Below are 24,415 nucleotides of genomic sequence, written 5' to 3'. Positions count from 1 at the left end.
CCGGGTTCGCTGCGACCCATTTGAGCCGAGGTCGTGCGGATTGCGGAACTGGTGTTGCACGGAGGTTGCATGACAGCCACCATGCAACCCCAGGGGCTGAAGAAGCGCCGGCACCTCGACGACTGCAACCCAATAACGAAGTTGACCTTCTATTGGGGAGAGCTTGCGTCTCGACCCGATACCTCAAACCGCCCGGTCCTTGGGCTCCCGCCAGTTCTTCGGAGTTCGATCATCAGTGATGCCTGGGCTGGGAGACGGTAAGTGTCTCTCATCAATGCTCACTACATAACGGTGCCAGCCCGACGAAACCTGAAACCTCGCCAGCCAGACTTCCCACCTGCCGAGCGGCTGGCCTGGGTCTCGCCGCGCCCGGCCCCGGAACCAGATGTCCGAGATGCCTTCCGGGAGAATGAGGCTGTCAACGTGTTCCGGTGGCTCCTCTTCATATGAGTTTGAGAGCCGGTAGAAGTAGTGATTGACATTGTGTCCTCGACCAAAGAGGAAGAGGTGTCGCTCATCCGCTGGATGGGCCAGGAGTTTGTCGAGATTCTCTATGGCCCACTGCTCTTCTAGCATTTCGCTACATACCTGCGCAAGCTCACCCATGCGCGTCGGAATCGCTCCACTCTCGTTCTGGGATCGTCCTTCTCTCTTCGCGGCCGCCCATTCACTCATCAGATTCGTGGCAGGCGGTGAAGTGATCTCAACAATGGCCCGGCAGTCCTTGCCATCGGGGTAGATCCAGAAACCGTCAGGCTTCTTGTCTCCGGTGCCAGCATCAGCAAGCTTGATCTCGACACCAAGCACTTGTTCCATCGCGAGGAACGCAATTTCTTCTTCCCGACGAGCTTTTTTCTCAGCGGCGTTGCTCATGCCTCGAGCGTAGCCTGATGTGTCTAGTCAGCCTGCCTTGAGAATGTCGTGCCCAACAACCATGAGAGCCGTGACGTTTAAGGCGAAGATGCGCGCTCGAACCTCATCTGCAAGACGCGTGGAGGCTCGGGAGGGAGGCGGAGAGGTGGCTGAGAACGGGGCGGCGGTGAGAGCGGCGGAGGGAAGGAGGTCGGGCGTGGGAGAGGCGCGTAAGTCGGTGGCTGGGATGTCGGGGCGAGTAGGGCGCGGGAAAGGCGGCGTGCACCTGAGAGGTGACCATCCGGCGGCGCGGAACGTGCGGGCCGGGATCGCCGATCACGGGAGTTCCCTTGCGAGAAGAGCCTGCGTCACATTCCGGCCCTGCGCCGCTGCGCGTCGGGTCTCTGTTCTCTGGCTACGGCGGCCTCGACCTTGCCGTCGAACACGTCTTCCGGGCGCAGACGATCTGGTTCTCGGAGATCAGCCCGGTGCAGCACGTGTTCGCTCGCCACTGGCCGGACGCCCCGAACCTCGGCGACATCACCGCGGTCGAGTGGGCGGAGGTCGAGCCCGTGGACATCCTCTGCGGCGGGTTCCCCTGCCAGGATGTCTCGACCGTCGGGAAGATGGCCGGCCTTGCTCCTGGCACTCGATCCGGGCTCTGGGCGTACATGGCCGAAGCAATCGACCAGCTTCGCCCCGAGTTCGTCGTCATCGAGAACGTGCGCGGTCTGCTCTCCGCATCCGCGATCCGTGCAACCCCTGAGAGAGGAAATCGTGCAACCCCTGAACCTGCAACCCTTCGCGATCTGGAACCCGGCTTCTGGGGTGTGGGAGACGACGCAGCTCGACCTCTCCGGGCGGCCGGCGCCGTTCTCGGAGACCTGGCCGACATCGGGTATGACGCGCAATGGATCGGCCTACCCGCTTCCGCCATCGGCGCTCCGCACCCGAGGTTCCGCGTCTTCATCCTCGCGCACGCCCCTGTTCCGCACCCCGCTCGCCTCCGACGCCGCGCGGGGAGGGGAGAACCTGGACCAGGTGCGAGCTCGTCGGGGTACGATCGCGTTGTCTCATCAGGTGATCGATCTGGCATTGCATGGCCCGGGAGGCTCGCCGAGATGGAGAGCAGAATCGGACATGTTGTGGACCCTCATCAACGGCATGTTCAGCGATGGGGAAAGTACGCTACAGCGATCGCCAGATGGGAGCACATCGTAGATGCCCCAGCCCCGAACCCGGCAATGATTCCCGAAGGGGCCGGTATACGACCAGCACCAGATTTCGTTGAGTGGCTGATGGGTATTGAAGCCGGCTGGGTGACAGGTCCGGCACTGGGATTGACGGCGAACCAGCAACTCACCGCGCTTGGCAATGGAGTTCTTCCACTGCATGCGATCTGCGCGCTCCGAGCACTGCGTCAATGGTCAGACGTCGGGGAGCCGCGAGCTGTACCGGATCATCGTCCCGATTCTTGACGCGAGCACCCCAAGAACCCGGGGCACAAAAACGGACATGCGGTTACACCGAAAGCTGCGTAGCTGCGTAATATCGGCATCCTTGTTCTGCCTTCCACAGTGTTGCACAGGCAGAACTTCATCGTGAAGGGAGAACTGGATGTCCGAACCACCACCACAGGCCCCTTCCCATGCTTCCAGTTGCCCACGATCAGAGACAAAGCCGGTAGCGGGTTTGCCTGGATTGGAGAGCGTGCCGTATCGGGCCGTGTTCACAGCTCCATTCGATGAGGAATGGACGCGGGAAGTCCAGGAGCTCGTGCGCGTCCTGGCGCCAGGGCAGCGGGTGCGCGTTCTCCTGCCCGATGACATTCAGATGGAAGACTACGCGCCGGCTTATGAAGTGACGTACGGCCTGGCTGCAGCCGACGTTCTCCGAGACGAAACAACTCGAACCGATGCGGGAGAGTCGACGTTACTGGTGGTGGACTTCGCACCACAACTATGGCCGGACGATGATGCACTGTTGCCCGAGCTCAATGCTGCACTTGCCAGGGAGTGGCCGCCGCATCTTTCCTTAGCGGTAATCACACCGAACAACACCGGACTCGAAGTCAATCGATTCGACGCTTGTCTTGAGCTATCCACTGCATTCGCCGGCACCTCGGCATGAGTCGCGCCGAAGCGGAATCATCCGAGCGCGGGCACGGACTCGGACACTCACACAGCCACGGATTCTCAGGCCCATCCCCGCGCATCAGCGCGCGAATCCAAAGGGCAACGATCATGGTCCTGACGGCACTGGGGGCGCTGACTGCGGTCGGGCTGGCGACATTGTGGCCGGACTACGCGAAAGTGGCCGAAGTTTCGGAGCGGGTGGCTGCACACAATCATCTTCCCGATGGGACGACCTTCGAACGTGGACATATTGTCGGCGCGCCTGAGGATTGCACCCTCCCGCCAAACCCGGCGGCCTTGGCCGACCCCGCGAGCGTTGAGCAGCGCACCACCACAGCATGCCTCTTCATCCAGGTCGAGCTTGCCACGGGCCCGGATGCCGGTCGGATCGTTGACGTGCTCGCGCAGGGCCCGATGGCAACCTCCGGGCTACAGGAAGGCGATCGCGTCGAACTCGTCGCATTCCCCGAATATCAGCCCCAGGGCGCCCAGGTAGCGTCTCATGAGGTGGTGAACAACTATGGCCTGTCGGGCATCATCCGAGGTTGGCCGCTGCTCGTTCTCGCTGCCGTGTTTGTTGGAGTTATCGTCGCAGTCGGGCGGCTCCGCGGAGCGCTGGCGCTCGCCGCGCTAGGCGTGAGTGCCGGTGTGCTCCTGGCGTTCATGTTGCCCGCACTCATCACTGGCCGACCGGGGATTCTCGTCGGCATAGTCGGGGCAAGCGCGATCATGTTTGTCACGCTCTACTTCGTGCACGGTCTGAGCTACCGCACCACCTCCGCGCTTGTCGGCACCCTCGGCGGAGTGCTCATCATTGCCGGGGTTTCGATTCTCGCGATCCACATCACCCGCCTCAGTGGCGTTGATGAAGAGGGTTCCATACTGCTGACTAAGGTGAGCGGAGAGATCGACTTCCGAGCGTTATTGACCTGCGCGATCATCGTCGCGAGCCTCGGCATTCTCAACGATGTCACGATCACCCAGGCCTCCTCAGTCTGGGAACTGCGCGCTGCCGCCCCGCACCTAAAGCGACGCGACGTCTACGCCAGCGCAATGCGGATCGGACGCGATCACATCGCCTCCACCGTGTACACGGTATTCTTCGCCTACACCGGTGCCGCGCTGAGCGTGCTCATGGTGATGTACCTGCACAACCGGCCACTGCAATCACTGCTCACTATCGATACTCTCGCGATCGAGATCGTTCACACCCTCTGCGGTGGGATCGGGCTCGTCCTCGCCGTCCCCATCACTACCGCCGTCGCCGCATTGTTCATTCCTGCGGCGACGGCCGAAGCTTCTACGCCCGCAAAGACTATGCACCATGGCAATGAGAAGGTCGGCGATCGGAACTGACCTTGAAGACTAGTCCACTTCCTGCCTTTGAGCCGCCGACCTCGGTCATCGAGCGCCACCAACGCCGGAGGCTACATGCCGGCTTGCGCAAGTAGCTCAGAGGTATCCATTCCAAGCGTGTTGGCCAGGCCCGTGAGCGTGGATAACCGCGGATTGGAAGGCGACGTCGTATCGGCTCGACCGGACGCCTTTCCCGCTTCGATCAGTTGCACCTGGTTCTTCGTTATCCCTGACTGAAACGCGAGCGTTTCCTGCGAGAGGCGACGCTCCCTGCGCAGCCGCCGCACCGTCTCACCTAACTGCCGTGCACGTTCCTCGTTCCAAACCACCTACCTATTTTTTGTAGAAAACCAAAAGAACAACACCCTATACACAAGACCATGTAAACATGGATATATTAGCGGCCGCGAACGTAGGGTCTAAAGAACGGTGCCTGCTGACGTGGGTTCCTCCGACGTCAACGTGGTCACCAAACCTCTGAGAACGCTTTTTGGCCATTTCGTGCCGCCCCATACATTCACATCTCGGTGCCAAGGGCATCGGTGTCGATGATTTTGGACGTGTAAGGACGGAAGCGATTGGACGAGTACGGGGTCTCGAAGCTACTCGATTCACACCTACGTGAAGCAAACGGGGCTTACACTGTCGATGCCGTCAGCACTCATCAGCGGATCATCCTGAGCCATCATCGGAGCTCGAAGTCGACCTGGCGATGGAACGCTGCCGGGGACGATCTCGGGTTTGTCGTGATCATCATCTCGACCAGCGGGACGCTCAGTCTCACCTCGCCTGACATCACCGGTCGAGCGAGGCCACCGGGTGCGCACGCGAACGGGGTGCGTCCGACGACGGGTGCTGTCGCTGTCGCCAGCACCCACCGCGCCACCTTGTGGTTCGGGGGTAGAGATGCGACCTGCGCGATCATCTGGTTACCGGCCAAGCTGCTCAGCGACGCCGGTATCAGCCTCTCCACGCCTATGATCCTGGGGAACACCATGCTGCTTGACCTGCTGCGGGTTGCGATCACGATGTCCTTGCGCAGGCGTCGCACCGCGCGTCTGTCCGCCCATGAGCACCAGATCATGGAGCGAGTGCTGTTCTCTCTCGCGTTCGGGGTGATTCTCGAAGAGCATACTGAGCGCCCTCCGGCAGAGTTCGGCTCGCATCTCGAGAGGGCTCACTCGATCATGTTGGCCAAGCTCGCCGACCCGAAGTTCGATGTTGCCGCGCTGGCAGATGAGATGAACCTGTCCAGGCGGCAGCTCCAACGGCTCTTCAACCAGTTCGGCACCACGCCGGGACGCGCGCTGCGCACGCTGCGGATCGATGTGGCCATGCGACTCATCAACGACGAGAGGCGGAGATATTCGAAGCAGCAGATCGCGTTTCGCTCTGGGTTCAAATCGGTAGCTGCGCTCCGGCGCGCGCTTGAATCCGTGGAGCTGAGCCCTAATGCGGCGTTCGCGGAGCCGGACGATACTTTCGGCCATCCATGATCCATTTTCGGCCTTCCCTTTTCTCAGTGAAGCTTCAGCCAGGAGATTCTTGAGGCCGAACTTATGAACCGTAGGGGGCGCCGGTCGACGCATGCTTCCTCCGGCAACCGGCAGACACGGCATCGCGAAGGGGGCTCCTGTGACAGACGCTGCTCCGGACGCAACCACGACGTCTGGCGAGTCCGCCTCTGCCCGGCAGATATTGGCCTCATCAACGTGGGACGCGCCGGTCATCGCCGCAACTGTCACCGTCCCGCTCGTCGCTCACTGCGGCGAGGCCCCCGCTCAGAACCTTGCACCGAACGAGGAGCACGCTCGACATGACTAAGTCACGATTTCGCCTACTCCTGACCTCATTGTTCACGGTCGCGATCCTCGCGATGGGCCTGTTCACGGCGCCTACGCTCGCTGCCTGGGCCGAGAACGATCTCCCCGCCGACACGATCGAGGCTGTGCCGGACGAGGCCGCAACCGACGAAACCGGCCCGACCCCAGATGAGCAGGCGCCGAGCCAGCCCGATGGTGCGGAACCGGACGATGCGCCCGCCGATGACCCTGCCGGTGATACCCCAGGCCTTGTCGAAGATCCCCAGAACATGCCGGTCGAGGTGAGCCCGTTTGTACTGCCGGAGACCGCAACCGGACAGACGATTCCGGAGGGCGCGGTGATCGTCGACTTCGGAGGCAACGGCACTTTCGGCCGCACCTACGCGAACCAGCTCCGCCCGTACGGGTTCGTGCAGGATCTGCTGCTGAACTATCAGGTGCCGGTGCTGTGGGTCATCGCCGACGATAAAGCGGCAGATGCGGATGTCGACTTCACCGCGACGACCGAGCGGATCAAGCCCGCAGGCACCACCGAGACCCGCACGTACTCCACGGGCGCGTTCATCATCATGCCCGAGTATGTTCCGTTCATTCAGAACGCGATCAACCAGTGGGGCGCCGGGGTGGACAGCAAAGGCAAACCCACTGACGGAGTCGTGTTCGACCGGGTGACCGAGGGCTTCACCGCCCCGGTATACGGCGAAGTTCAGTCCTGGCCGAAGACCGCTCTCGATGCGAAGAACGGCTCGATCGCCGGCGCCTACTACACGAACGCAGGCATCGGCTTCAACAAGTCAAGCACCAAGCCGGCTGAACTTGATCCTCGCAAACCGTACTTCAAGGAGCCGAGCGAGCTCACCTCCTGCGACGACCTCTACGTGATGCCGCACGCCGACCCTGCGGTTGCCACGCACAGCAATCTGCTCAACTTCAACGAGCAGGGCGGCTACATCTGGGCCGGCTGCCACGCCGTGAGCGTACTCGAGAACATGCAGGGCACCGCGGGAGGCATCACCTACCCGCTGGGCAGCTTCTCCTTCCTGACCACCAACGGCATGGTGCCCTACGGCAACCACGATGACGGATCCGTGCCGTACGAGACGACCACCCAGCGCAGCGATCCCATCATGCAGTTCTGGGGCACCACCGACGGCTCGTCGCAGAACGGCTCCGAGCAGATCTACCTCCCCTCGCTCACCAGCCAGTGGCGGGACACCTCCCGCGTCCTGACCTGGGATCCCGACCAGAAGAACATCCTGCCCGGTAAGGATCAGAGGTCGCTCGGCCCGGCCGCGCAGATGGTATACGGGCGCGGCTTCGGCGATCCGACGAACGGCATGGTCATGTACCAGGGCGGTCACGACCTGACCCGCTCCGGGACAACCGCCGAGAAAACGGCCGCGCAGCGCGCCTTCTTCAACTTCAACCTGATGACCGGCATCGACCGCGGCCCGAAGGTGCAGGCCGCCGCAGACAAGACCACCGTCGCCGCCGGGCAGACCGTGCAGCTCACGGCTGACGCCTCGGGCGGGGAGCCCGCCTACCGCTACCAGTGGACGTCGAGCTGCGGCGGGTCGTTCGACAAAGCGACCGCGCAGAACCCGGTGTTTACGGCACCGACCGGGGCCGATCCGGTGGACTGTCTGTTGAAGGTGCAGGTGCTCGACTCCTGCGACCGATTCGCGGTCGATGCGGTTCTGCTGGCGGTCGAGGCTGAGAAGTCCACGCTCACCGCGTCCAAGAGCGTCGATGTCGGCGAGACCACCCCGGTCATCGCGGGGCAGACTCTCACCTACACGCTGACCTTCTCCAAGGTCGGCAACCCCGCGGCGCACATCGACTATGTCGACAACCTCGCCGGCGTCGTCGATGATGCGGTCATCGATCAGGACTCGCTGGTGCTGTCCCCGCCGTTGCAGGGCAACGCGACCGCGACGTTCAACGCCGCCGGCGATCAGCTCCACGTCGAAGGCACCCTGCCGCAGGCGGTCAACACGGGCACGGTCACGTTCACCGTCACAGTGAAGCCGGACGGCGAGCGCGGCGATTCGAACCTCGGCAACTTCCTGGTTCCGGCAGGGCAGAACCCGCCGACGGACTGCCCTGCCGCGAGCACGACGTGCACGGCGAACCCTGTCCACTCCTGGACGATGGAGAAGGCCGCCGACCCCGAAACGGGTGCCGAAGTCTCGCCGGGCCAGGAGATCACCTACCGGGTGACGGCCGAGAGCGTGAAGGGCGCGATCCACGCGGTGATCCTCACTGACGACCTGAGCGACGTGCTCGCCTACGCCGAGTTCGTGCCGGGCTCCGCGGAGGTGTCCCTCAACGGCGGAACTCCGGAGCCGATGCCCGATCCGGCCGGTACCACCCTGGAATCCGACCCTGTCGAGGTGCCCCCGGGCGGGCGGGCGGTGCTCAGCTACCGAGTGATTGTGAAGGACGATGCGGGATTCGTGACGCTCACGAACCGCGCCCACGGTATCGCGACGCACACCGTGAAGCCGGGCGACCCCGCGTCGCCGACGCTCCCGTTCCCGCCGATGGCGTGCACGGCGGAGCATCCCTGCAGCACCACCCATGCGGTGCTCGCCGGAATCTTCATCGAAAAATGGGGCACGCCCGAGGGTGCCGGTGACGCCGGCCCGATCGACGGCTCGGCGTTCGAGATCCGCACCGATGACAACGGGGCGCCAGCCGACGCCGATCCGGATGCGCCGATCCTCGTGACCCCGGTCGCCGGGGAGACCGGCAGGTTCGCTACCTCCTCGCTGCGTCCCGGTGACACGTACTGGCTGATCGAGACGAAGGCTCCTGCCGGGCACAGCCTCCTGGCGCAGCCGGTCGCGTTCACGCTCGACTCGCAGGGTGCAGTGACGATCCACCAGAGCGTCCTCAACCCGCAGGCCACGGTCGTCGGAAACGCCGCCGACACGATCCGCGTGACCGACATCGCCGCGATCCCGCTGCCGCTCGCGGGCGGCCTGGGCGTGAACCTGCTGGTGTTCGGGCTGCTGCTCGCCGGCGCTGCGGGCGCGGTGGCCTGGGTGATTCGACGCCAGCTCGTGCCCCGTACGGGGCCGGCGGAATGACCCCCTCCTCTGACTCTGCGTTCTCATCGAAGTTTTTTGTCACCCATCGAAAGGATAAGAAAGTGACCAGTCCACGTAAGAGAGGCCTGCTCGCGGGCCTGAGCGCGGTTGCTGCGGCAGCGCTGCTCGTGATCGGCGGAGGGTCGGCCGCGCAGGCCGCCCCGATCGTCGATCTCGATCCGGACGCGACCGCGACGCTCAACATCCACAAGTTCGAGCAGGGCGACGTGCTGGGCGTCGAGGCCAACGGCCTTGAGCAGACCGTCGATATGGAGCCGATGGGTGGCATCACCTTCACCGCGAAGCAGGTGCCCGGCATCGACCTCAGCACCAACGCTGGCTGGGAGGCCGCCGCGAATCTGACCCTCGCGCAGGCGCAGGCCGACACCGCAGCGGTCGCCGGTACCTCGGCGACCACCGACGGCACCGGACTGGCCCAGCTTTCGGGCCTGCCGTTGGGTCTGTACCTCGTGACCGAGACCGGCTACCCGGCCGGCGTCACTCCCTCGGATCCGTTCCTCATCACGCTGCCGCTCACGCACCCCACGAACACCAGCGAGTGGCTGTACGACGTGCACGTGTACCCGAAGAACTCGACCACCGGAATCACCAAGACCGTCGAAGACGCGGACAGCGTGAAGCTCGGTGACACCGTAACTTGGACGATCAACGGCGACATCCCGAAGGTGGCCGAGCTGAGCGGCTACCGCATCGTGGATCCGCTCGACTCGAAGCTTGAGTACGTCTCCCCGGCACGTGTGTCGCTCACCGGCGGCGGAACCCTCGAAACCGGCGACTACAGCATCGACTACTTCGCCGCGACCAACAGTGTCTCCGTCACCCTCACCGACACCGGTCTGGCGAAGCTGGCTGCTGCCTGGCAGGCCGACGCGACTGCCCAGGTGCAGGTTGAGATCGACACCAAGGTCATCGCCTCTGGCGAGATCGCCAACCACGCCGTGCTGTACCCGAACGAGCACAGCTTCACTTGGGATCCCAACGATCCCGGCTACCAGCCCCCGTGCGCTGAAGGCGAGACCGAGAACTGCACGCCTCCGGGTGAGCCCGGTGGTCCGGTTCCGTCGGATCCGGTGGAAACCCGCTTCGGTGGGTTCACGATCCTCAAGCAGGACGCGAAGGACACCACCAAGACTCTTGAGGGTGCGACCTTCCGCGTGTTCACCTCGCGTGCCGCTGCCGAGGCGTTCGCCGCCGATCCGTCTGCGGGTGGCTTCGTGACGATCACGACCGGCACCGGTGCCTCCGCCGTGGAGCAGTCGGAGTTCGTCTCGGACGCCGATGGCCTGGCAGCGATCGATGGTTTGCGCTACAGCAACTTCGCTGATGGTGAAGAGGTCGCTGAGGGCGACGCGGGTTACCAGAGCTACTGGCTGCTTGAGACCGTTGCTCCGGCGGGCTTCGAACTGCTTGCCGAGCCGATCGAGTTCACGGTCACGGATCAGGCGACCGAGATCACCCTGCCGGTGAAGAACGTGCCCCACAACGCCGGCTTCGAGCTCCCGCTCACCGGTGGTGCGGGCACCACCGTGCTCACCGTGCTCGGTCTGCTGCTTCTCGCGGGCGGTGTGACAGCTGCTATGTTGTCGCGTCGCAAGACCGGCCAGCAGAGCTGAGCCACCTGACCGGCCAGGCGTATCGGTCGATTCCCCTGACGCGATAGTTCCCGAGCCTCACCCCCAAACGAGGCCGGCGACAAGCCTGGTCACCTCAGATGCCCACCGCCTTTCCCCAAGGTCGCGCATCTGATCCAACGATCGGGGCGGACACCACTTTCCCTCCCGCCTGCTCACCCCCTGAGCAGTGCCGGAATAGTTCTCTCCCCCTAACGAGAGCCGGTGCCGCCCCGGTCGTTCCTCTATTTCACGCTCCACACCCATGACCGGCCCGTTAGGAGAAGCCATGAAGCTGAGCTCGCAGACGAAGAAACGTCTTCCGATGCAGATCATGATCGTGCTCGGCGTGGCTTTGTTGACGTACCACTCCGCTGCCGACTGGTTCGCAACCCGCAATCACAATGCGGAGCTGTCCGGTTACGTCGATGCCGTCGAGCAGATGCCGAAAGAGAATCGTGACGCTGAACTCGCCCTCGCGCGCTCGTACAACGAGAAGATGCCGCAAGGACCGCTTCGCGATCCCTACGCTTATGATGTGAACCCGGAGCAGGAGGATGCTGCTTTCACGGACTATACGAAGCTTCTGGCGGCAGCGCCATCCGGCGTGATGGGGCGCCTGTCGTATCCTTCGGCGGGGATCAACCTGCCGATCTACCACGGCACAGCAGACTCCGTGCTCTCCCGCGGTGTCGGCCACCTGTACGGTTCCTCCTTGCCGATCGGAGGCGAAGGGACCCATTCGGTACTCACCTCTCATTCGGGACTGGTGAACGCGAAGCTGTTCTCGGAGCTACCGGCTAAGACCCGCGTGGGCGACATCTTTACGGTGACCGTGCTCGGCGAGACCAGTCGCTATCAGGTGGATCAGATCCTTACTGTTCTGCCGGATCAGAGCGATGCGCTGCGCATCGTGCCGGGAGAGGATTACGTCACACTCATCACTTGCACCCCTATCGGCGTCAATAGTCACCGGCTCCTCGTGCGGGGTACTCGGATCGCTGATCTCCCCGAGCAAGAGGATCAACGGCAGGAGGTGGCCGGCGATGGAGTCACCGCGGGATTCCCCTGGTGGATCGTGTGGCTCGTCGGCGGAGTCGGCTTGAGCGTGATCGTATTCCTCCCACTCCCAAGACGCGACCGCATCGACGAGGCGACTGCTCCGGGGCGGGAGCAGACTGACGATGTTGAGGCATTGTCGTCTGAGGAGACGTCGGAGCTGGTGAGGTAAGGGGTTCCGACTTGTCGGCGCACCGCTCGGAGCCTCGGAACAGTGCTTGTGTGCGGGCTGTCTTCGCGAAGAGCGTCCTCGCACATGAACGAGACGAACGCGAACTGCCGCATAGTCGTGGAAGGTCGCTGGGACGAGGACCGTTCTTGATTATCTGCTGCCGTGGCTCTCGGGAAGTTCGAGGATGTTGCAAGGTTGCTGAGGCTGGGCACAGAACCGCCCCAGTCCGTCAGCTTGAGCGGCATGGCGGTCGGGTAGGGGACGGTGAAGTGCTATTCCGGAGAGATCGTGACGACGGCGGGTAGCGGGGGCGCGGGCCCTGTACGCGTAACCCGACGTCTGCATGCTGCAGACCGGTTCCAACCCCTACTTGCGCGCACGCGGATATTCCATCCGCCCATCGACCCGGCCACCTATGATTGCGTGAAGCTCGTCATCGTGCGCGATGGATCTGCGCTCGTGTATAGCGAGTTTGGCGAGAAGCACGCGAGGGTCGGTGATGTGCTGCTGCTCGGGGCGAACGTGCTCTGCGGCGCTCAGCCCGAGGGGCACGTCACGGTGACCGTGATCTATCTTGATCTGGATTTCATTCTGGATCAGTTCTTCTGGCAATACATCGACCTGGTGCAGGATCGCTTCGCATCCCAGAGCGTCGCCGACACGATCTACACCGAACCCGCCCAGTTGATGCGACTCGGGAAGGATCGTGTCGGCCTGCTGATGCCATGGCTTGATGAGTTGGTTGCGCTCAGCGTCGACGGGCAGTACCGCGACCGATTCCACCGGATGCAAGCGCTCTGGCACGCCGTGATCGATCAGGTCTCCCCGCACATCCGCATCTCCTCTACGCGCATTCTTCCGAATCAGCGAGCGCGGACCCGGCCTTCCGTTCCACGAGACCGGCGTTTTGCGCCACTTCGTGTTGAAGCGCGCGCGGCGCGTGAACTATTACATTCCGACATCAGCCATTCGTGGACGATTCCCGAACTGGCGGATGCAGCTCACCTGTCTCAGACACAGCTTGTCCGCGTTTTCACTGACGCCTATGGGAAGACACCACTCGCGTACCTCACAATGCTCCGTGTCGAGGAGATGGCACGGCTTCTCCGCGAATCTGATGCGTCGATCGCGGAGGCCGGGCAGCGAGTCGGGTGGGCGTCTCGGAACCGGGCTGCAACCGCATTCCGGGACTGCACCGGTCTCACCCCTAGCCGTTACCGCGCGATGCTGCACGAGATCGACGTGCCCAGCTTTTCGTCATCTTGAGCGCAGCAAATCGCCAAAATATGCCGAACCAGCACCCTGGCTGCCCTGGTAAGTGCTATCCGTGATACTACGTCAGTTGCCGCACGGGTTCCTGACGGCCAACCTGCCGCTTTGACTGTTCGCTGACCGTCTCGACCCGCCGCCGGCAGCCCCGGCGTACCTCGCTTGCACGGGCGCCCCGTTCTCGGGGCCGCCCCGGTGACGAGAGGAGGCGGTCATGGCTGCGAGGAGAACCCCCGAGGAGGCGCGCGCTGCTCGGGAGGCGAAGCTCGATAAGGTGCGCGAACAGCTCAACGCGCAGGTCGTGAAGCTGGTCACCGGCGAAGACTGGAAACAAGCACTGACGTTCGCGGCGAAGTTCCGTTCCCGTTCGGTGAACAACTCGTGGTTGATCTTCGCCCAGCACCAGGCCGCCTGGGAAGCCGGCCGGGTGCCCGACCCGATGCCGACGTACGTGGCCGGGTTCCGGCAGTGGGAACAGCTTGGCCGCCAGGTCATGAAGGGCCAGAAGGGGTACGCGATCCTCGCCCCGGTCACCGGGAAGTTCGCGTCGAAAAACCCCGCTGATCCGATGTCGTGGCGCAAGCTCGCCCCAAAAGAGCAGCCGAAGCCGGGCGAAGTAGTGCGATCGCGGATGATCGGCGCGAAAGTCGCCTACGTCTTCGACATCTCCCAGACTAGCGGCCCGGACGTGCCGCTCCCGCCTTCGCCGCAGCTCCTCGAAGGCGAAGCCCCGGCTGGGCTCCGTGACGGCCTGATCCGGCAGGTGACCGAGGCCGGGTTCCAGTTCCTGCCGGTGCCACATGAGGGCATGATCGGCGGAGCGAACGGACGGACCCATTTCATCGAGAAATGGGTGGCAGTGCGGACAAACATGGACGATGCCGCCCAGGTGAAGACCCTTGTGCACGAGCTCGCGCACGTGAAGTTGCACGGCCCCGACCAGGAGCAAGCCCGCCAGCATCGCGGGATCGGCGAAGTCGAAGCCGAGTCTGTCGCACTCATGGTGGGAGCCGCACATGGGATGGACACGAGCGCTTACACGATCCCGTATGTGTCGGGGTGGGCGATGGCCGCCGACGGGAAGAACCCCGTCCAGGTGGTGCAGTCGACCGCCGAGGGCGTGCGGAAAGTCGCCGTCGAGATCCTGGATCGGCTCGACACCGAGCAAATCGGCGACGGCACCCCGCCCGGCCTCAACCGCGAGGGCCCCGAGGTCTCGGCAGCGAAGCAGTCTGAGCGTAAGCCGCCTACCCGGTCGTCGGCGCGGAGGCAGCCGGCGGCGCGGTCTGCGCGTTCCTCGTCTCTGGTGCGGGGGCTGTGATGGACGCCGAACAGCTCCTCGTCCCGGTCGCCCGCATGAGTCTCCCGGAGGCCGCCCGTCACTATATCTCGTTGGGGGTGCCGGTGTTTCCGTGCGTGCCGGGTGAGAAGCGGCCGCTCGTCGCGCACGGCTTCAAGGACGCCAGCACCGATCCCGCGCGGGTCGAGGCGTGGTGGCGGCGGTGGCCGGAAGCGAACATCGGCATCCCGACCGGCCCCATCTCGGGGATCGAGGTCGTCGATGTCGACGTGAAGGGCGATCCGCTGCGCGGGCCCGCTTCTTGGCAGCACGCCACCGAGGCCGGTCTGCTCGATGGGTGGGCGGCGCAGGTCGTCACCCCATCGGGCGGGCTGCACGCCTACTACCCAGCAGCCGCCATCGAGCAGCGGTCGTGGGCGTCGGGGGCGGCGCAGCTCGACTTCCGCGGCACCGCCGGCTACATCGTCGCCCCGCCCTCGAGAACGATCATCGACGGCGAGGTGGTCGCGTATCGGCTCCTCGACCTCGCCGCCGGCGAGGTGCATCCCGTCGATGCGGGCGCGCTGCGGGAGTTCCTGGACCCGAAGCCGGTGCGGCTGTCGTGGCCTCAGGCTCCCCTTCGGGGCACACTCGAAGAACGGACACGGCGGATCGCGGGGTGGCTTGCCGGGCAGGGCACCGGCGAACGCAACGTCGGCCTGTACTGGGCGTCCTGCCGTCTCGCGGAGAACGGCGCCACCTTGGCGGAGGCGTTTCAGGCGCTCGGTCCGGTCGCGGAAGGGATCGGCTTGCCGCCGCGGGAGATCGAGCGCACGATCCGCTCCGCCTACCGCACCCCGAACAGCACGCCATCTGCATCCGCGAACAGCGCGTCGCGCTCGGTCGCGCAGCACGCTCGGGCCGGCCGAGGGCGGGTGCTCGCATGAACATGAGGAGGGAGCGCCGGGGTGGCCGGCTCGCGGTGGTGACGGCGGTGGCGGGGACGGTGCTGATCGCGTGCGGGGCGTTCTGGCTCTCCTTCACTGCGCTTGCCGATCTTGCCCGCCGTTCCGGGATCGAGGAGGGGCAGGCGTGGGCGTGGCCGCTGATCGTGGACGGCATCATCGTCGTCGCAACTGTCGCTGTCGTCGCCCTCGCGGGCACTCGCACCGCCTGGTATCCGTGGATGCTGTTGATCTGCGGGGCCGGGTTGTCGGTGACGGCGAACTCGATTCATGCGATCGTCGTCAAAGGTGCCGACGTGCCTGCGGTGCTCGCGGCGTCGGTTGCGGCGGTGCCGCCGCTGGTGCTGCTCGCGATCACGCACCTCACCGTGATCCTCACCCGCCACCAGCCCGAACACGACCCCGAGATGGCTGGCGAGGAAGCCGCGGAACTGCACGCCGAGGCCCCGGAAGTGCCGGGCGGGCCGGTGCCGGTCGCGTCGCTGGAACCGACGCTCCTTGCGCCGGTTCTCGCTGCGGCGCCGACGACCGATGCGGTACGCGGCCCTGATGAGGGCGATCCGCCTATGCCTGAACAGGGGCGGGGTGGGTGGTCGCGGCGTGAGGTGGCGGAGGTGCTGCGGGCGGGCGGCTGGTCGAACAAGAAGATCGCCCGCTACCTCGACGTGCACCCCTCGACCGTCGGCCGCTGGCTCCCGCACGCCAGCACCACGCCAGAAGCCGAGGTCGACGCTGAGCAGCCGGTGCCCGCTGCGCCGACGGCCGATGCAGCAGCCGCACCAGCTGCAGACGACCCCAGAGACGAGGAGGACCCCTCATGAACCCCGAACACGACCCCGAAGTAGCGGAGGCGGCGCGGTCGCGTCTGCATCCCGCGCTCGCTGCGGCGATGAACGCCGAACGAACCCTGCCGGGCGGGCCGGAGCAGGTGGAGGCGGAGCGGTCGATGCTGGCCGTACACCGCGACCCCTCCCTGACCGGGCGCAACGGTGTCGAGCGCGATGCAATGGAGGCCGAGTCCCCGGAGCCGGATGCTGAGGCGAAGCGGCGGACGCAGATCCGGTGGGTGCGGCCGACCGAGCTGGCGATGCAGGGCGGTGCCCGCGCGACCGGGTGGGGGCTCGATCTGCGGGCCGAGCTCGCCCAGCGCCTCCGCGACGCCCGCGCCGACCGCAAGCAGGACCGCGCCGAACAGCGTGCGGTGCGGGGTGAACGATCCTCGCGGCTGCCCGATCTGTCGATCCGGGGCCGCAGGCGCCAGGCACGACCGGAGCCTGCGCGTTCGGGGATGGGGCTGAGGTGATCCGCCATGCACGAGTCAGCATCCCGGTTCGCGCAGGACCTTCCCGGCCCCAGGCAGACGGGGCGCACCTATCTATCAGGAGGTGCCGTCATCATGAACCAGACCCGCACGAAGAGCACCCCTGCCGCACGTCCTGAACGGGATGCGCGGTGGGGGTTCGAGCATTCCGAAGGGCTCCGCGCCCTGCTGATCCGCCTGCACGAGGAGGGCCGGTGGGCGTGGCGGCACGACCCCGAAGTCGCAGCGCTCATGCGGCACGCGGCCGACAAGTACGCGGCGCTCGCGCGCCGGCACGGCCTCGACCCGTGGGAGGCGGCAGCGGCGGCGTTCGATGCGATGCGCTCCGGTGCCGTCAGGCGCGCCGATGACCCCTGGGCTGTCATCACCCGCGCCGTGAAAGTGACCTGCATCGCTGAGGAACGCGCGAACGGGCTGCTGTGCTCGGTACACCAGGCGAGGCGGCCGAAGTTCTCCGCCCACCACGACGCGGAACGCTTCAGTGATCGGGAGAACCCGCTGACCGACTACCATCACAGCCTCACGATCCCCGCCCCCGACAGCATCGAGGAACCCGAGCACGACGAGACCTCGGCCCGGGTGGGGCAGGCCGTCGAGGACGCGGTCGCGCTGTTCCATCTGCTCGGCTGGCCGGCCGAGGCGGCACGGGGCGGGATCGAGTACATCGTCACCCGGCTCGCGGAGTCGGCGTCGCGGGCTTCCGCGTTCGAGTCGCTGCGCCGCGACTACCACGCCCGCGCCCTCCTCGACATCCCCGCCGCCTCGTGGCTGTCCATGTTGCGAGTCGTGCTGGGGACGCCGGACCCGAACCAGGCGCACACCAGCGCCGCCCGCGGCATCCTGCATCGCCTGGTCACCGGCGAACCCCTCCGCGCGCTCCTCGCCGACGACCGGGTGCTGTCGGAGGTGGTGCTGTCCGCCCCGGACGGAGGCGGCTGCGATGGCTGCCAGTAGCCCGGGGCATATCGAGCTGGAACGCGCCCTCGACTCCATCACCGTCGGCCAGCGCCACCGCACCGACCTCGGCGACATTCCGGCGCTTGCCGAGTCCATCCGGGCGGAGGGCCTGTTGCAGCCGATCACCGTCACCCCGGACGGGGTGCTCGTCTGCGGGCGCCGCCGGCTCGAAGCGCTGCGCCTGCTCGGGCACCGTTCCACGAATGTGTGGGTGCGGTCGAATCTCTCCGGCCGCCTCGCCCAGCTCCTCGCGGAGCAGAACGACAACTCGCTGCACAAGCCCCTGTCCCTGATCGAAGCCGAATCCCTCTACCGGGAACTCAAGGTCGTGCTCGCCGAAGACGCCGCCCGCCGGCAGGCCGCAACACGGTTCGGTGCCGAGGGCGGGATTTCGCAGGATTCTGCGGGAGTCTCCGGTGCCGCCGATTCGGCGGTACCGCGGTCGGCCGGTGACGCGCGCGTGCAGGCGGCCCGGATGGTGACCGGTCGGAAGTCGTACTCGATGCTCGAAGAGCTCGGCCGGTTGAAGGATCTCGCCCATGACGAGGCCCGGCCCGCGCACATCCGGGCGCAGGCCGCGGAGGAGGTCGCGCGGATCGAGGCCGGCGGGAAAGTGCACGGCGCGCACCTGCGCATGAACACCGCCCTCTCGCTGGACGAGCTCGACCGGATCGCCGCCGACCCCGCCCAGCCGGAACCCGTGCGGATGCAAGCCGCTGCCTCTGCCGAGGAGGTGCGGGCCGCAGCCGCCCGGGAGGCGCGGACGGCGGAGCTCGCCCAGCTCGCGACCGATGCGATCGCCCGGGTCACCGCCGATGGCCGTAAGAAGGTCAAGAAGCCGGTGCCTGTGGAGCGTCCGAAGCTGGCGCTCGTGGTGCTGCCGCCGCGCGCGTTCGTCGCGCTCTGGGCCGATATGGACGGGTGGACCCAGAAATACGACGCGACCGTCCTAGCCGCAGAGCTGACTGTGGCGGAGTGGGAGCGCGCCGAAGCGGTGCTCGCCGAGACCGTCGCGTTCTTCGCCCTCATCCGCGCCGCACGCAAGAGCGCCATCGCGGGCGGCCCCGGGGCGCACGCCGTCTGAACCCGCAACTCCGCCATGTGGAGCCGACGTCGGGTTGGGGTGTGCACCTTCTGGGTACCGAACTCGCTCGTTCGCCGGAAGGAGCCCCGTATGCGTCAGATCACCGAGCCGGAGCAGGCGTCGCGGCGCCTCCGTATCGCCCTCATCGGCGGCGGCCTTATCCTCGCCTTGCTCGTCGGCATCGGCATCTACGGCCTGCTGCGCGGCCCCGCCCCGGAACCGTCACCCGGCCCCCGTGTCTCGGCCTTCGGCACGCCTGACTCTGACCGGGGACTCTCGCCGCCCGAGCTTCCGGCTGTCTCGGATGCGGAGCGGTTCGCGCGTGAGGTGGCGGTGGGGCTGTTCGGGTGGGATACCGGCCTCGGCCACGCCACGCATGAGTACATGCAGGCGATCGTCGATGTCGCGGACCCGGACGAGGCGCCGGGGCTTGCCGCAGACCTCCGCGCCTACTTCCCAGACGATGACACCTGGGCCGAACTGCGCCACTATGCGACCCGGCAATGGCTCACCATCGACACGATCTCCGTCCCTGAGAACTGGGCGGGCATCGTCGCAGACGCCCGCCCCGGCATCCTCCCGCCGGGTGCAACCGCGTACACGGTCACGGGCACCCGGCACCGGGCCGGCGTCTGGGAAGGGCAGAACGTTACCGACGCGCGCCCGGTGTCGTTCACGATCTTCGCCGCCTGCCCGGACGGCCAGAGCTGCCGGCTGCTGCGGCTCTCCGCCCTCGACACCCCGCTCCGATAGACGAGGACGGCTCGGTGATGGTGAAGAAGGTGCTCGTCCTGCTGCTGGTGCTGTTCTGCGTCGGCCCGTCTACCGCGCTGGTCGGCATGGGGGCGTTCATGGGCCCGTTGGGGTTCTGCCTCTCGGATTCTCTGACGGTCGGCCCGATCCCGGACCGTCTCACCGCGACCACCGCCGACGGCACCCCGGTCACGCTCGAGAAGCGGCAGCTCACCCACGCGGCGACGATCATCACCACCGGGGCGAGCATCCCCGGCGTCGGACAGGCGGGTGTGCGGATCGCGCTCATGGCGGCGCTCACCGAGTCCCGGCTGCGGATGCTCGCCAACACCGGCGCCTACCCCGAATCCGGGAACTATCCGAACGACGGCGACGCCGCCGACCACGACAGCCTGGGGTTGTTTCAGATGAGGCCCGTCGCGGGTTGGGGCACGGTCGCCGAGCTCATGAACCCGACCTATCAGGCAAAGGCGTTCTACGGGGGTGAGCAGGGGCCGAACTTCCCCTCGCCGCGGGGCCTGCTCGACATTCCCGGCTGGCAGCAGATGGACCCAGGCAGTGCGGCGCAGGCCGTCGAAGTGTCGGCGTTCCCGGATCGGTACCGGAACTGGCAGCCCGTCGCCGACACGATCCTCACTGCCCTCACCAAGCCCGCCCCCACCGGCGGCGGAAATGGTGGCGGGGTGGTGCCGGAGACCAGTCGCGTCGTGTTCCCGCTGCCTGAGGGCTCGTACACGAGCACGGACAGCTTCGGGTGGCGCACCGACCCGTTCACTGGAGAGCGGCAGTTCCACTCCGGCTCCGATCTCGCCGCCGCCGACGGTACCCCGATCTACGCGGTCGCCGACGGCCGCGTGACCGTCGCGGAGTTCAGCTCCGGATGGGGCGGCCTGATCATCGTCGAGCACACCGTGAAGGGCGGCCGGGTCGCGTCCTATTACGCGCACATGTGGCAGGACGGCATCTACGTCACCAGCGGCGAGACGGTCGCGGCCGGGCAGAACATCGGCGATGTCGGCTCCTCCGGCCGATCCACCGGCCCCCACCTCCATATCGAGATCCGCCCCGGCGGGCAGGGGCAGCCCCCGGTGAACGCCGTCGAGTGGCTCGCGCAGCACGGCGCTGTCCCGGCAGACGGCACCGGCACGGGCGCGCCCGGATGCCGAGCGAACGCAGGAGGTGGTGCCCGGTGAACGTGTTTCCCGACTTCGGCGCCGTCGGCGCGTCCGGGGAGTTCGCGGCGGTGATCGGCGCGCTCCTCACCTATGTCCTCATCGGCGCCGTGCTCACCCTCCTCGTCTCCGCAACCATCTGGGCCATCGCCGCCCACACCGGCAACCCCTACACGGCGCAGAAAGCCCGCATCGGCGTGTTCGTCGCCCTCGGCACCGCAGCCCTCGCCGGCGCCGGCATCGCCTGGGCCAACTTCCTCCTCACCATCGGCGACCGTCTCTAAGGGCACGGCCGCCGGGGCCGCTGAGTGCACCTGCTTGTCGGACGGTTCGCGTCCATCCCACCGAACGGCAGGAGTGCTCAACCATGATCGACATCGACCCGAACAGCAACGGGCTTCCGGGGATCGCGCAGCTACGCGACATCGTCGGCGCGGTGATGACCGTCGGCCTCATCCTCAGCGTGCTGGCGCTCATCGTCTCGGCGATCGTCTGGGGCTTCGGCGCTAACAGCAGCAACCCGCACCTCGCGAGCAGGGGAAAGACCGGGGTACTGGTGTCGTGCGGTGCGGCGGTGCTCTGTGGTGCGGCGGTGACGCTCATCAACTTCTTCTGGACCGTCGGCCAGGCCGTCAACTAGCCGGGTGGTGGTTCAGGGTGAGTATCTGCGACACCCCCGGCGTCTCCACCGTCTGCACCGCGATCGGCGAGGGCCCCGCCGGCCTCTTCTTCGGATGGATCGCCTCCGCGATGGGGCTCGCCGTGTCCACCCTGTTCCAGGGCATGTGGGACGTGTTCTCCACCACCACCTCCGTCGACGTCACCAGCGACGGATACGTGAAGGTCTACAACATCCTGTTCGGCATCGCCGTGTTCGTGACCCTGCTGTTCTTCTGCTTCCAGCTCATCACCGGCCTTGCCCGCCGCGACCCGTCCGCGCTCACCCGAGCCGCCCTGGGCCTTGCGAAGAGCATCCTGGGGTCGTTCGTGCTCATCACCTGCACCGCACTGCTGCTCGAAATCACCGATCAGCTCTGCGTCGGCATCATCCAGGCCACCGGGCAGACGATCGAGAGCATGGGCGACCGGCTCGCGCTCCTCATCACCGCGGTCACCATCACTTCGGTTGCCGGTGGTGCGGGGGCGCTGCTCACGATCTTCCTCGCCGGCCTCATGATCGCCGCGATCTTCATCCTCTGGTTCAGCCTCCTCATCCGCAAGGCCTTGCTGCTGGTCGCGATCGTGTTCGGCCCGGTCGCGCTCGCCGGCCTCACCTGGGAAGCGTCCCGCGGCTGGTTCGGGAAGTGGGCAACCTTCGTGGTCGCGCTGATCGCGTCGAAGCTCGTGATCGTGGTGATCTTCCTCATCGCCACCACCCAGGTCGCCGCCCCCATCAGCCTCGACCTGAAATCCCTGTCCGAACCCATCGCCGGGATCGTGCTGCTGTTCGTCGCCGCGTTCGCCCCGTACATGGCGTACAAGTTCCTCTCGTTCGTGGGCTTCGACATGTACCAGGCCGCGTCGATGGAGCAGGAAGCGAAGAACGCCCTCAACCGGCCCGTCCCGCTCCCGTCGAAGCCAAACGGCCCCGCCCCGAAACAGGTGCTCGACGGCGCGGACACCGGCAAGGGCGCCGGAACGCCGAAGCCCGCACCCACCCCAGCACCAGCCGCGGCGCCTACCGCGGCCGGCACCGCAGCACCGGCAGCGACCGGTGGCGCGGCCGCCCCAGCCGCGGCTGCTGCGCCGCCGGTCGCGGCGGCCGTCGCCGCAGGAGTCGTCGTGAAAGAGACTGCGACCGCGGGTCCGAAGATCGGCGGCGCGATCAGCGAGGCCGCAGATGGTCATGCCGACAGTGCGTCCGAGCCGGCGGCCCCGCCACCCGCTGCGCCGGTGCAGCAGCCGCCCGCGGTGCTCCCGCCGCCATCGCCGCCGCGAGCCGATCCGCCCGCCCCGACCGGGAAGCAGTAACCCGATGAGCGCAAACACCTCCGAAGCGTCGTTCGAGCTGCGGCCGGTGCAGTTCTCCCGCCTCACCAAGCGCGGCCTGCTCCTCGGCCTCTCCCTGCCACAGCTCCTTGTTCTCGCCTGCGCGCTGGGCATCATCGTCACCGGCCTCTACACCGGCGGCGGCCAGGGCCTTGCCTGGTCGTCGCCGGCGTGGGCATCCCTGGTTGTGATCGCGTGGGTGCCCGTCGGCGGGCGGAAGCTGATCGAGTGGGCGCCGATCGTCACCCGCTGGCTCCTCCGCACCCGCGCGAAGCAAACCACCTACCGGCGCAGGGTGATGAAGCCGCGCCCGGCGGGCACGCTCGCGCTCCCCGGCGACCTCGCCGCGCTCCGGGAATGGGTTGACCCCGAGACGGGGGCGGCGATGATCCACGACCCGCACGCCCAGACCCTCACGGTCGTGTGCGGGGTGGCGCATCCGGCGTTCGTGCTTCTCGACCCTGGCGAGCAGCAGCGCCGCGTCACCGGATGGGGTCGCGTCCTGGCCGCTGCGTGCCGGTCCGGGAGGATCGCCCGCATCCAGGTGCAAGAGCGCACCCTCCCCGATTCCGGGTCGGGACTGACCGAATGGTGGCGCGAGCACGGGAGCGATGACGGCTCCTGGGCGGCGAACACCTATCGGGAGCTCATCGAACGGGCGGGCCCGGCCGGGGAACGCCACGCGACTACCGTGTCGCTCTCCCTCGACATGCGCGCCGCGAACCGGCAGATCCGCTCCGCGGGCGGCGGCATGAAGGGGGCGGCTGTGGTGCTCGGGCAGGAGATGCAGTCGTTCCAGACCGCGCTGCGCGCCGCCGAGCTGCAGCTGACGGGATGGCTCACCCCTGGGGATGTCGCCCTGATCCTCCGCACCGCCTACGACCCCGCCGCCGGCCCCGCCCTCGAACGCCACGGCGCGCTCGGCCGGGAGCTCGCGACCGCGGGCCCGGTCGCGGTGAACGAGTCCTGGGACCGGCTGCGCTCCGACAGCGCGCACCACGCGGTGCTGTGGATCAGCGAATGGCCCAGAGCCCAGACCTTCCCCGGCTTCCTCGCCCCGCTCGTGCTGACCGGCGGGGTGCTGCGCTCTTTGTCGCTGCACTACCTGCCGGTGCGGGCGGATCAGGCCGCCCGTGATTTGCGGCGGAAGAAGACCGAGATGGTGGCCGACGCCGCCCAGCGCCGGAAGATCGGCCAGGTCGAAGACACCCAGGCCACCGCCGAATACGGCGATGTGCTGCAACAAGAGAGCGAGCTGACGGCCGGGCACGGGGTGCTCCGCGTCGTCGGCCTCGTCTCCGTCTCCGCACCCACCGCCGGAGAACTGGGTGCCGCGGTGTCGCAGATCGAGCAGGCCGCGATCCAGGCGTCCTGCGAAACCCGGCGCCTGGTCGGCCAGCAAGCGCAGGCATTCACTGCGGCCGCGCTCCCGCTCTGCCGCCCCATCTGACACCGGCGGCGAACCTTCACGCACCTGGCACATGAACCCTTCACGATTGGAGCCCG

General features: G+C 66.6%; 23 protein-coding genes. 21 read left to right on the top strand and 2 right to left on the bottom strand.

Annotation, left to right across the window (positions count from 1 at the left end):
• Window positions 1-183: 183 nt before the first annotated feature.
• Window positions 184-873 carry a hypothetical protein gene (locus FB468_RS14050; RefSeq protein WP_141887888.1) on the bottom strand — a complete coding sequence of 230 codons (690 nt, stop codon included), beginning with the start codon at window positions 871-873 and terminating at the stop codon, window positions 184-186.
• A 272-nt stretch (window positions 874-1,145) separates the two neighbouring features.
• On the opposite strand from FB468_RS14050, the gene FB468_RS14045 reads away from it, so the two are divergent.
• The 3 genes from FB468_RS14045 to FB468_RS14035 all read left to right on the top strand — a co-directional run bounded on the left by FB468_RS14045 (window position 1,146) and on the right by FB468_RS14035 (window position 4,343).
• The gene (locus FB468_RS14045; protein WP_246055903.1) at window positions 1,146-2,330 is read left to right on the top strand and encodes a DNA cytosine methyltransferase; all 1,185 of its coding nucleotides are present in this window, start codon (window positions 1,146-1,148) and stop codon (window positions 2,328-2,330) included.
• A 139-nt stretch (window positions 2,331-2,469) separates the two neighbouring features.
• On the top strand, window positions 2,470-2,982 hold the full coding sequence (locus FB468_RS14040; RefSeq protein ID WP_141887887.1) for a hypothetical protein: 513 nt from the start codon (window positions 2,470-2,472) through the stop codon (window positions 2,980-2,982).
• Between the two features lie 203 nt (window positions 2,983-3,185).
• Window positions 3,186-4,343 (top strand): YibE/F family protein, encoded by a 1,158-nt coding sequence (locus FB468_RS14035; RefSeq protein ID WP_170219740.1) that lies wholly within the window; start codon window positions 3,186-3,188, stop codon window positions 4,341-4,343.
• Between the two features lie 71 nt (window positions 4,344-4,414).
• On the opposite strand, the gene FB468_RS14030 is transcribed toward FB468_RS14035, so the two are convergent.
• The gene (locus tag FB468_RS14030) at window positions 4,415-4,672 is read right to left on the bottom strand and encodes a helix-turn-helix domain-containing protein (RefSeq protein WP_141887885.1); all 258 of its coding nucleotides are present in this window, start codon (window positions 4,670-4,672) and stop codon (window positions 4,415-4,417) included.
• Between the two features lie 249 nt (window positions 4,673-4,921).
• Here FB468_RS14030 and FB468_RS14025 point away from each other — a divergent pair, with 249 nt between their 5' ends.
• From FB468_RS14025 to FB468_RS13940, 18 genes are all read left to right on the top strand, one after another.
• Window positions 4,922-5,839: a helix-turn-helix domain-containing protein gene (locus FB468_RS14025; RefSeq protein ID WP_141887884.1), complete on the top strand. Its 918-nt coding sequence runs from the start codon at window positions 4,922-4,924 to the stop codon at window positions 5,837-5,839.
• A gap of 139 nt (window positions 5,840-5,978) precedes the next feature.
• On the top strand, window positions 5,979-6,167 hold the full coding sequence (locus FB468_RS14020) for a hypothetical protein (RefSeq protein WP_141887883.1): 189 nt from the start codon (window positions 5,979-5,981) through the stop codon (window positions 6,165-6,167).
• Entirely contained in the window at window positions 6,160-9,258 is a 3,099-nt protein-coding gene (locus FB468_RS14015) for a DUF7927 domain-containing protein (RefSeq protein ID WP_141887882.1), read from the top strand. Before FB468_RS14020 ends, FB468_RS14015 begins: the two co-directional genes overlap by 8 nt.
• Window positions 9,259-9,320: 62 nt before the next feature.
• The gene (locus FB468_RS14010) at window positions 9,321-10,892 is read left to right on the top strand and encodes a SpaH/EbpB family LPXTG-anchored major pilin (protein WP_170219739.1); all 1,572 of its coding nucleotides are present in this window, start codon (window positions 9,321-9,323) and stop codon (window positions 10,890-10,892) included.
• Window positions 10,893-11,178: 286 nt separating this feature from the next.
• Window positions 11,179-12,120 carry a class C sortase gene (locus FB468_RS14005; RefSeq protein ID WP_246055902.1) on the top strand — a complete coding sequence of 314 codons (942 nt, stop codon included), beginning with the start codon at window positions 11,179-11,181 and terminating at the stop codon, window positions 12,118-12,120.
• Window positions 12,121-12,543: 423 nt separating this feature from the next.
• Complete coding sequence (locus tag FB468_RS14000) at window positions 12,544-13,386, top strand: helix-turn-helix transcriptional regulator (protein WP_246055901.1); 843 nt, start codon at window positions 12,544-12,546, stop codon at window positions 13,384-13,386.
• Between the two features lie 217 nt (window positions 13,387-13,603).
• Complete coding sequence (locus FB468_RS13995; RefSeq protein ID WP_141887879.1) at window positions 13,604-14,710, top strand: ArdC family protein; 1,107 nt, start codon at window positions 13,604-13,606, stop codon at window positions 14,708-14,710.
• The gene (locus tag FB468_RS13990) at window positions 14,710-15,615 is read left to right on the top strand and encodes a bifunctional DNA primase/polymerase (protein WP_170219788.1); all 906 of its coding nucleotides are present in this window, start codon (window positions 14,710-14,712) and stop codon (window positions 15,613-15,615) included. Before FB468_RS13995 ends, FB468_RS13990 begins: the two co-directional genes overlap by 1 nt.
• Window positions 15,612-16,454 (top strand): DUF2637 domain-containing protein, encoded by an 843-nt coding sequence (locus tag FB468_RS13985; protein WP_211359140.1) that lies wholly within the window; start codon window positions 15,612-15,614, stop codon window positions 16,452-16,454. Before FB468_RS13990 ends, FB468_RS13985 begins: the two co-directional genes overlap by 4 nt.
• Window positions 16,451-16,936 carry a hypothetical protein gene (locus FB468_RS13980; protein WP_246055900.1) on the top strand — a complete coding sequence of 162 codons (486 nt, stop codon included), beginning with the start codon at window positions 16,451-16,453 and terminating at the stop codon, window positions 16,934-16,936. Before FB468_RS13985 ends, FB468_RS13980 begins: the two co-directional genes overlap by 4 nt.
• A gap of 93 nt (window positions 16,937-17,029) precedes the next feature.
• Window positions 17,030-17,908, top strand: coding sequence for a hypothetical protein (locus tag FB468_RS13975; RefSeq protein WP_141888381.1), 879 nt, complete (start codon window positions 17,030-17,032; stop codon window positions 17,906-17,908).
• Window positions 17,895-18,995 carry a ParB N-terminal domain-containing protein gene (locus FB468_RS13970; protein ID WP_141887877.1) on the top strand — a complete coding sequence of 367 codons (1,101 nt, stop codon included), beginning with the start codon at window positions 17,895-17,897 and terminating at the stop codon, window positions 18,993-18,995. The genes FB468_RS13975 and FB468_RS13970 overlap by 14 nt, the downstream gene beginning before the upstream one ends.
• 90 nt (window positions 18,996-19,085) lie before the next feature.
• Window positions 19,086-19,748 (top strand): hypothetical protein, encoded by a 663-nt coding sequence (locus tag FB468_RS13965; RefSeq protein ID WP_141887876.1) that lies wholly within the window; start codon window positions 19,086-19,088, stop codon window positions 19,746-19,748.
• A 17-nt stretch (window positions 19,749-19,765) separates the two neighbouring features.
• Entirely contained in the window at window positions 19,766-20,941 is a 1,176-nt protein-coding gene (locus FB468_RS13960; RefSeq protein ID WP_141888379.1) for a M23 family metallopeptidase, read from the top strand.
• The gene (locus FB468_RS13955) at window positions 20,938-21,204 is read left to right on the top strand and encodes a DUF6112 family protein (RefSeq protein WP_141887875.1); all 267 of its coding nucleotides are present in this window, start codon (window positions 20,938-20,940) and stop codon (window positions 21,202-21,204) included. The genes FB468_RS13960 and FB468_RS13955 overlap by 4 nt, the downstream gene beginning before the upstream one ends.
• Before the next feature lie 83 nt (window positions 21,205-21,287).
• The gene (locus tag FB468_RS13950; protein ID WP_053385960.1) at window positions 21,288-21,560 is read left to right on the top strand and encodes a DUF6112 family protein; all 273 of its coding nucleotides are present in this window, start codon (window positions 21,288-21,290) and stop codon (window positions 21,558-21,560) included.
• Window positions 21,561-21,577: 17 nt separating this feature from the next.
• Window positions 21,578-22,891: a TrbL/VirB6 family protein gene (locus tag FB468_RS13945; RefSeq protein WP_141887874.1), complete on the top strand. Its 1,314-nt coding sequence runs from the start codon at window positions 21,578-21,580 to the stop codon at window positions 22,889-22,891.
• 4 nt (window positions 22,892-22,895) lie between these two features.
• Window positions 22,896-24,359 carry an SCO6880 family protein gene (locus tag FB468_RS13940; protein WP_141887873.1) on the top strand — a complete coding sequence of 488 codons (1,464 nt, stop codon included), beginning with the start codon at window positions 22,896-22,898 and terminating at the stop codon, window positions 24,357-24,359.
• Window positions 24,360-24,415: the final 56 nt, after the last annotated feature.

It is taken from the genome of Leucobacter komagatae (genome assembly GCF_006716085.1).
Classification (GTDB): Bacteria; Actinomycetota; Actinomycetes; order Actinomycetales; family Microbacteriaceae; genus Leucobacter; species Leucobacter komagatae.
This window is presented reverse-complemented; position numbering and strand designations above follow the sequence as displayed.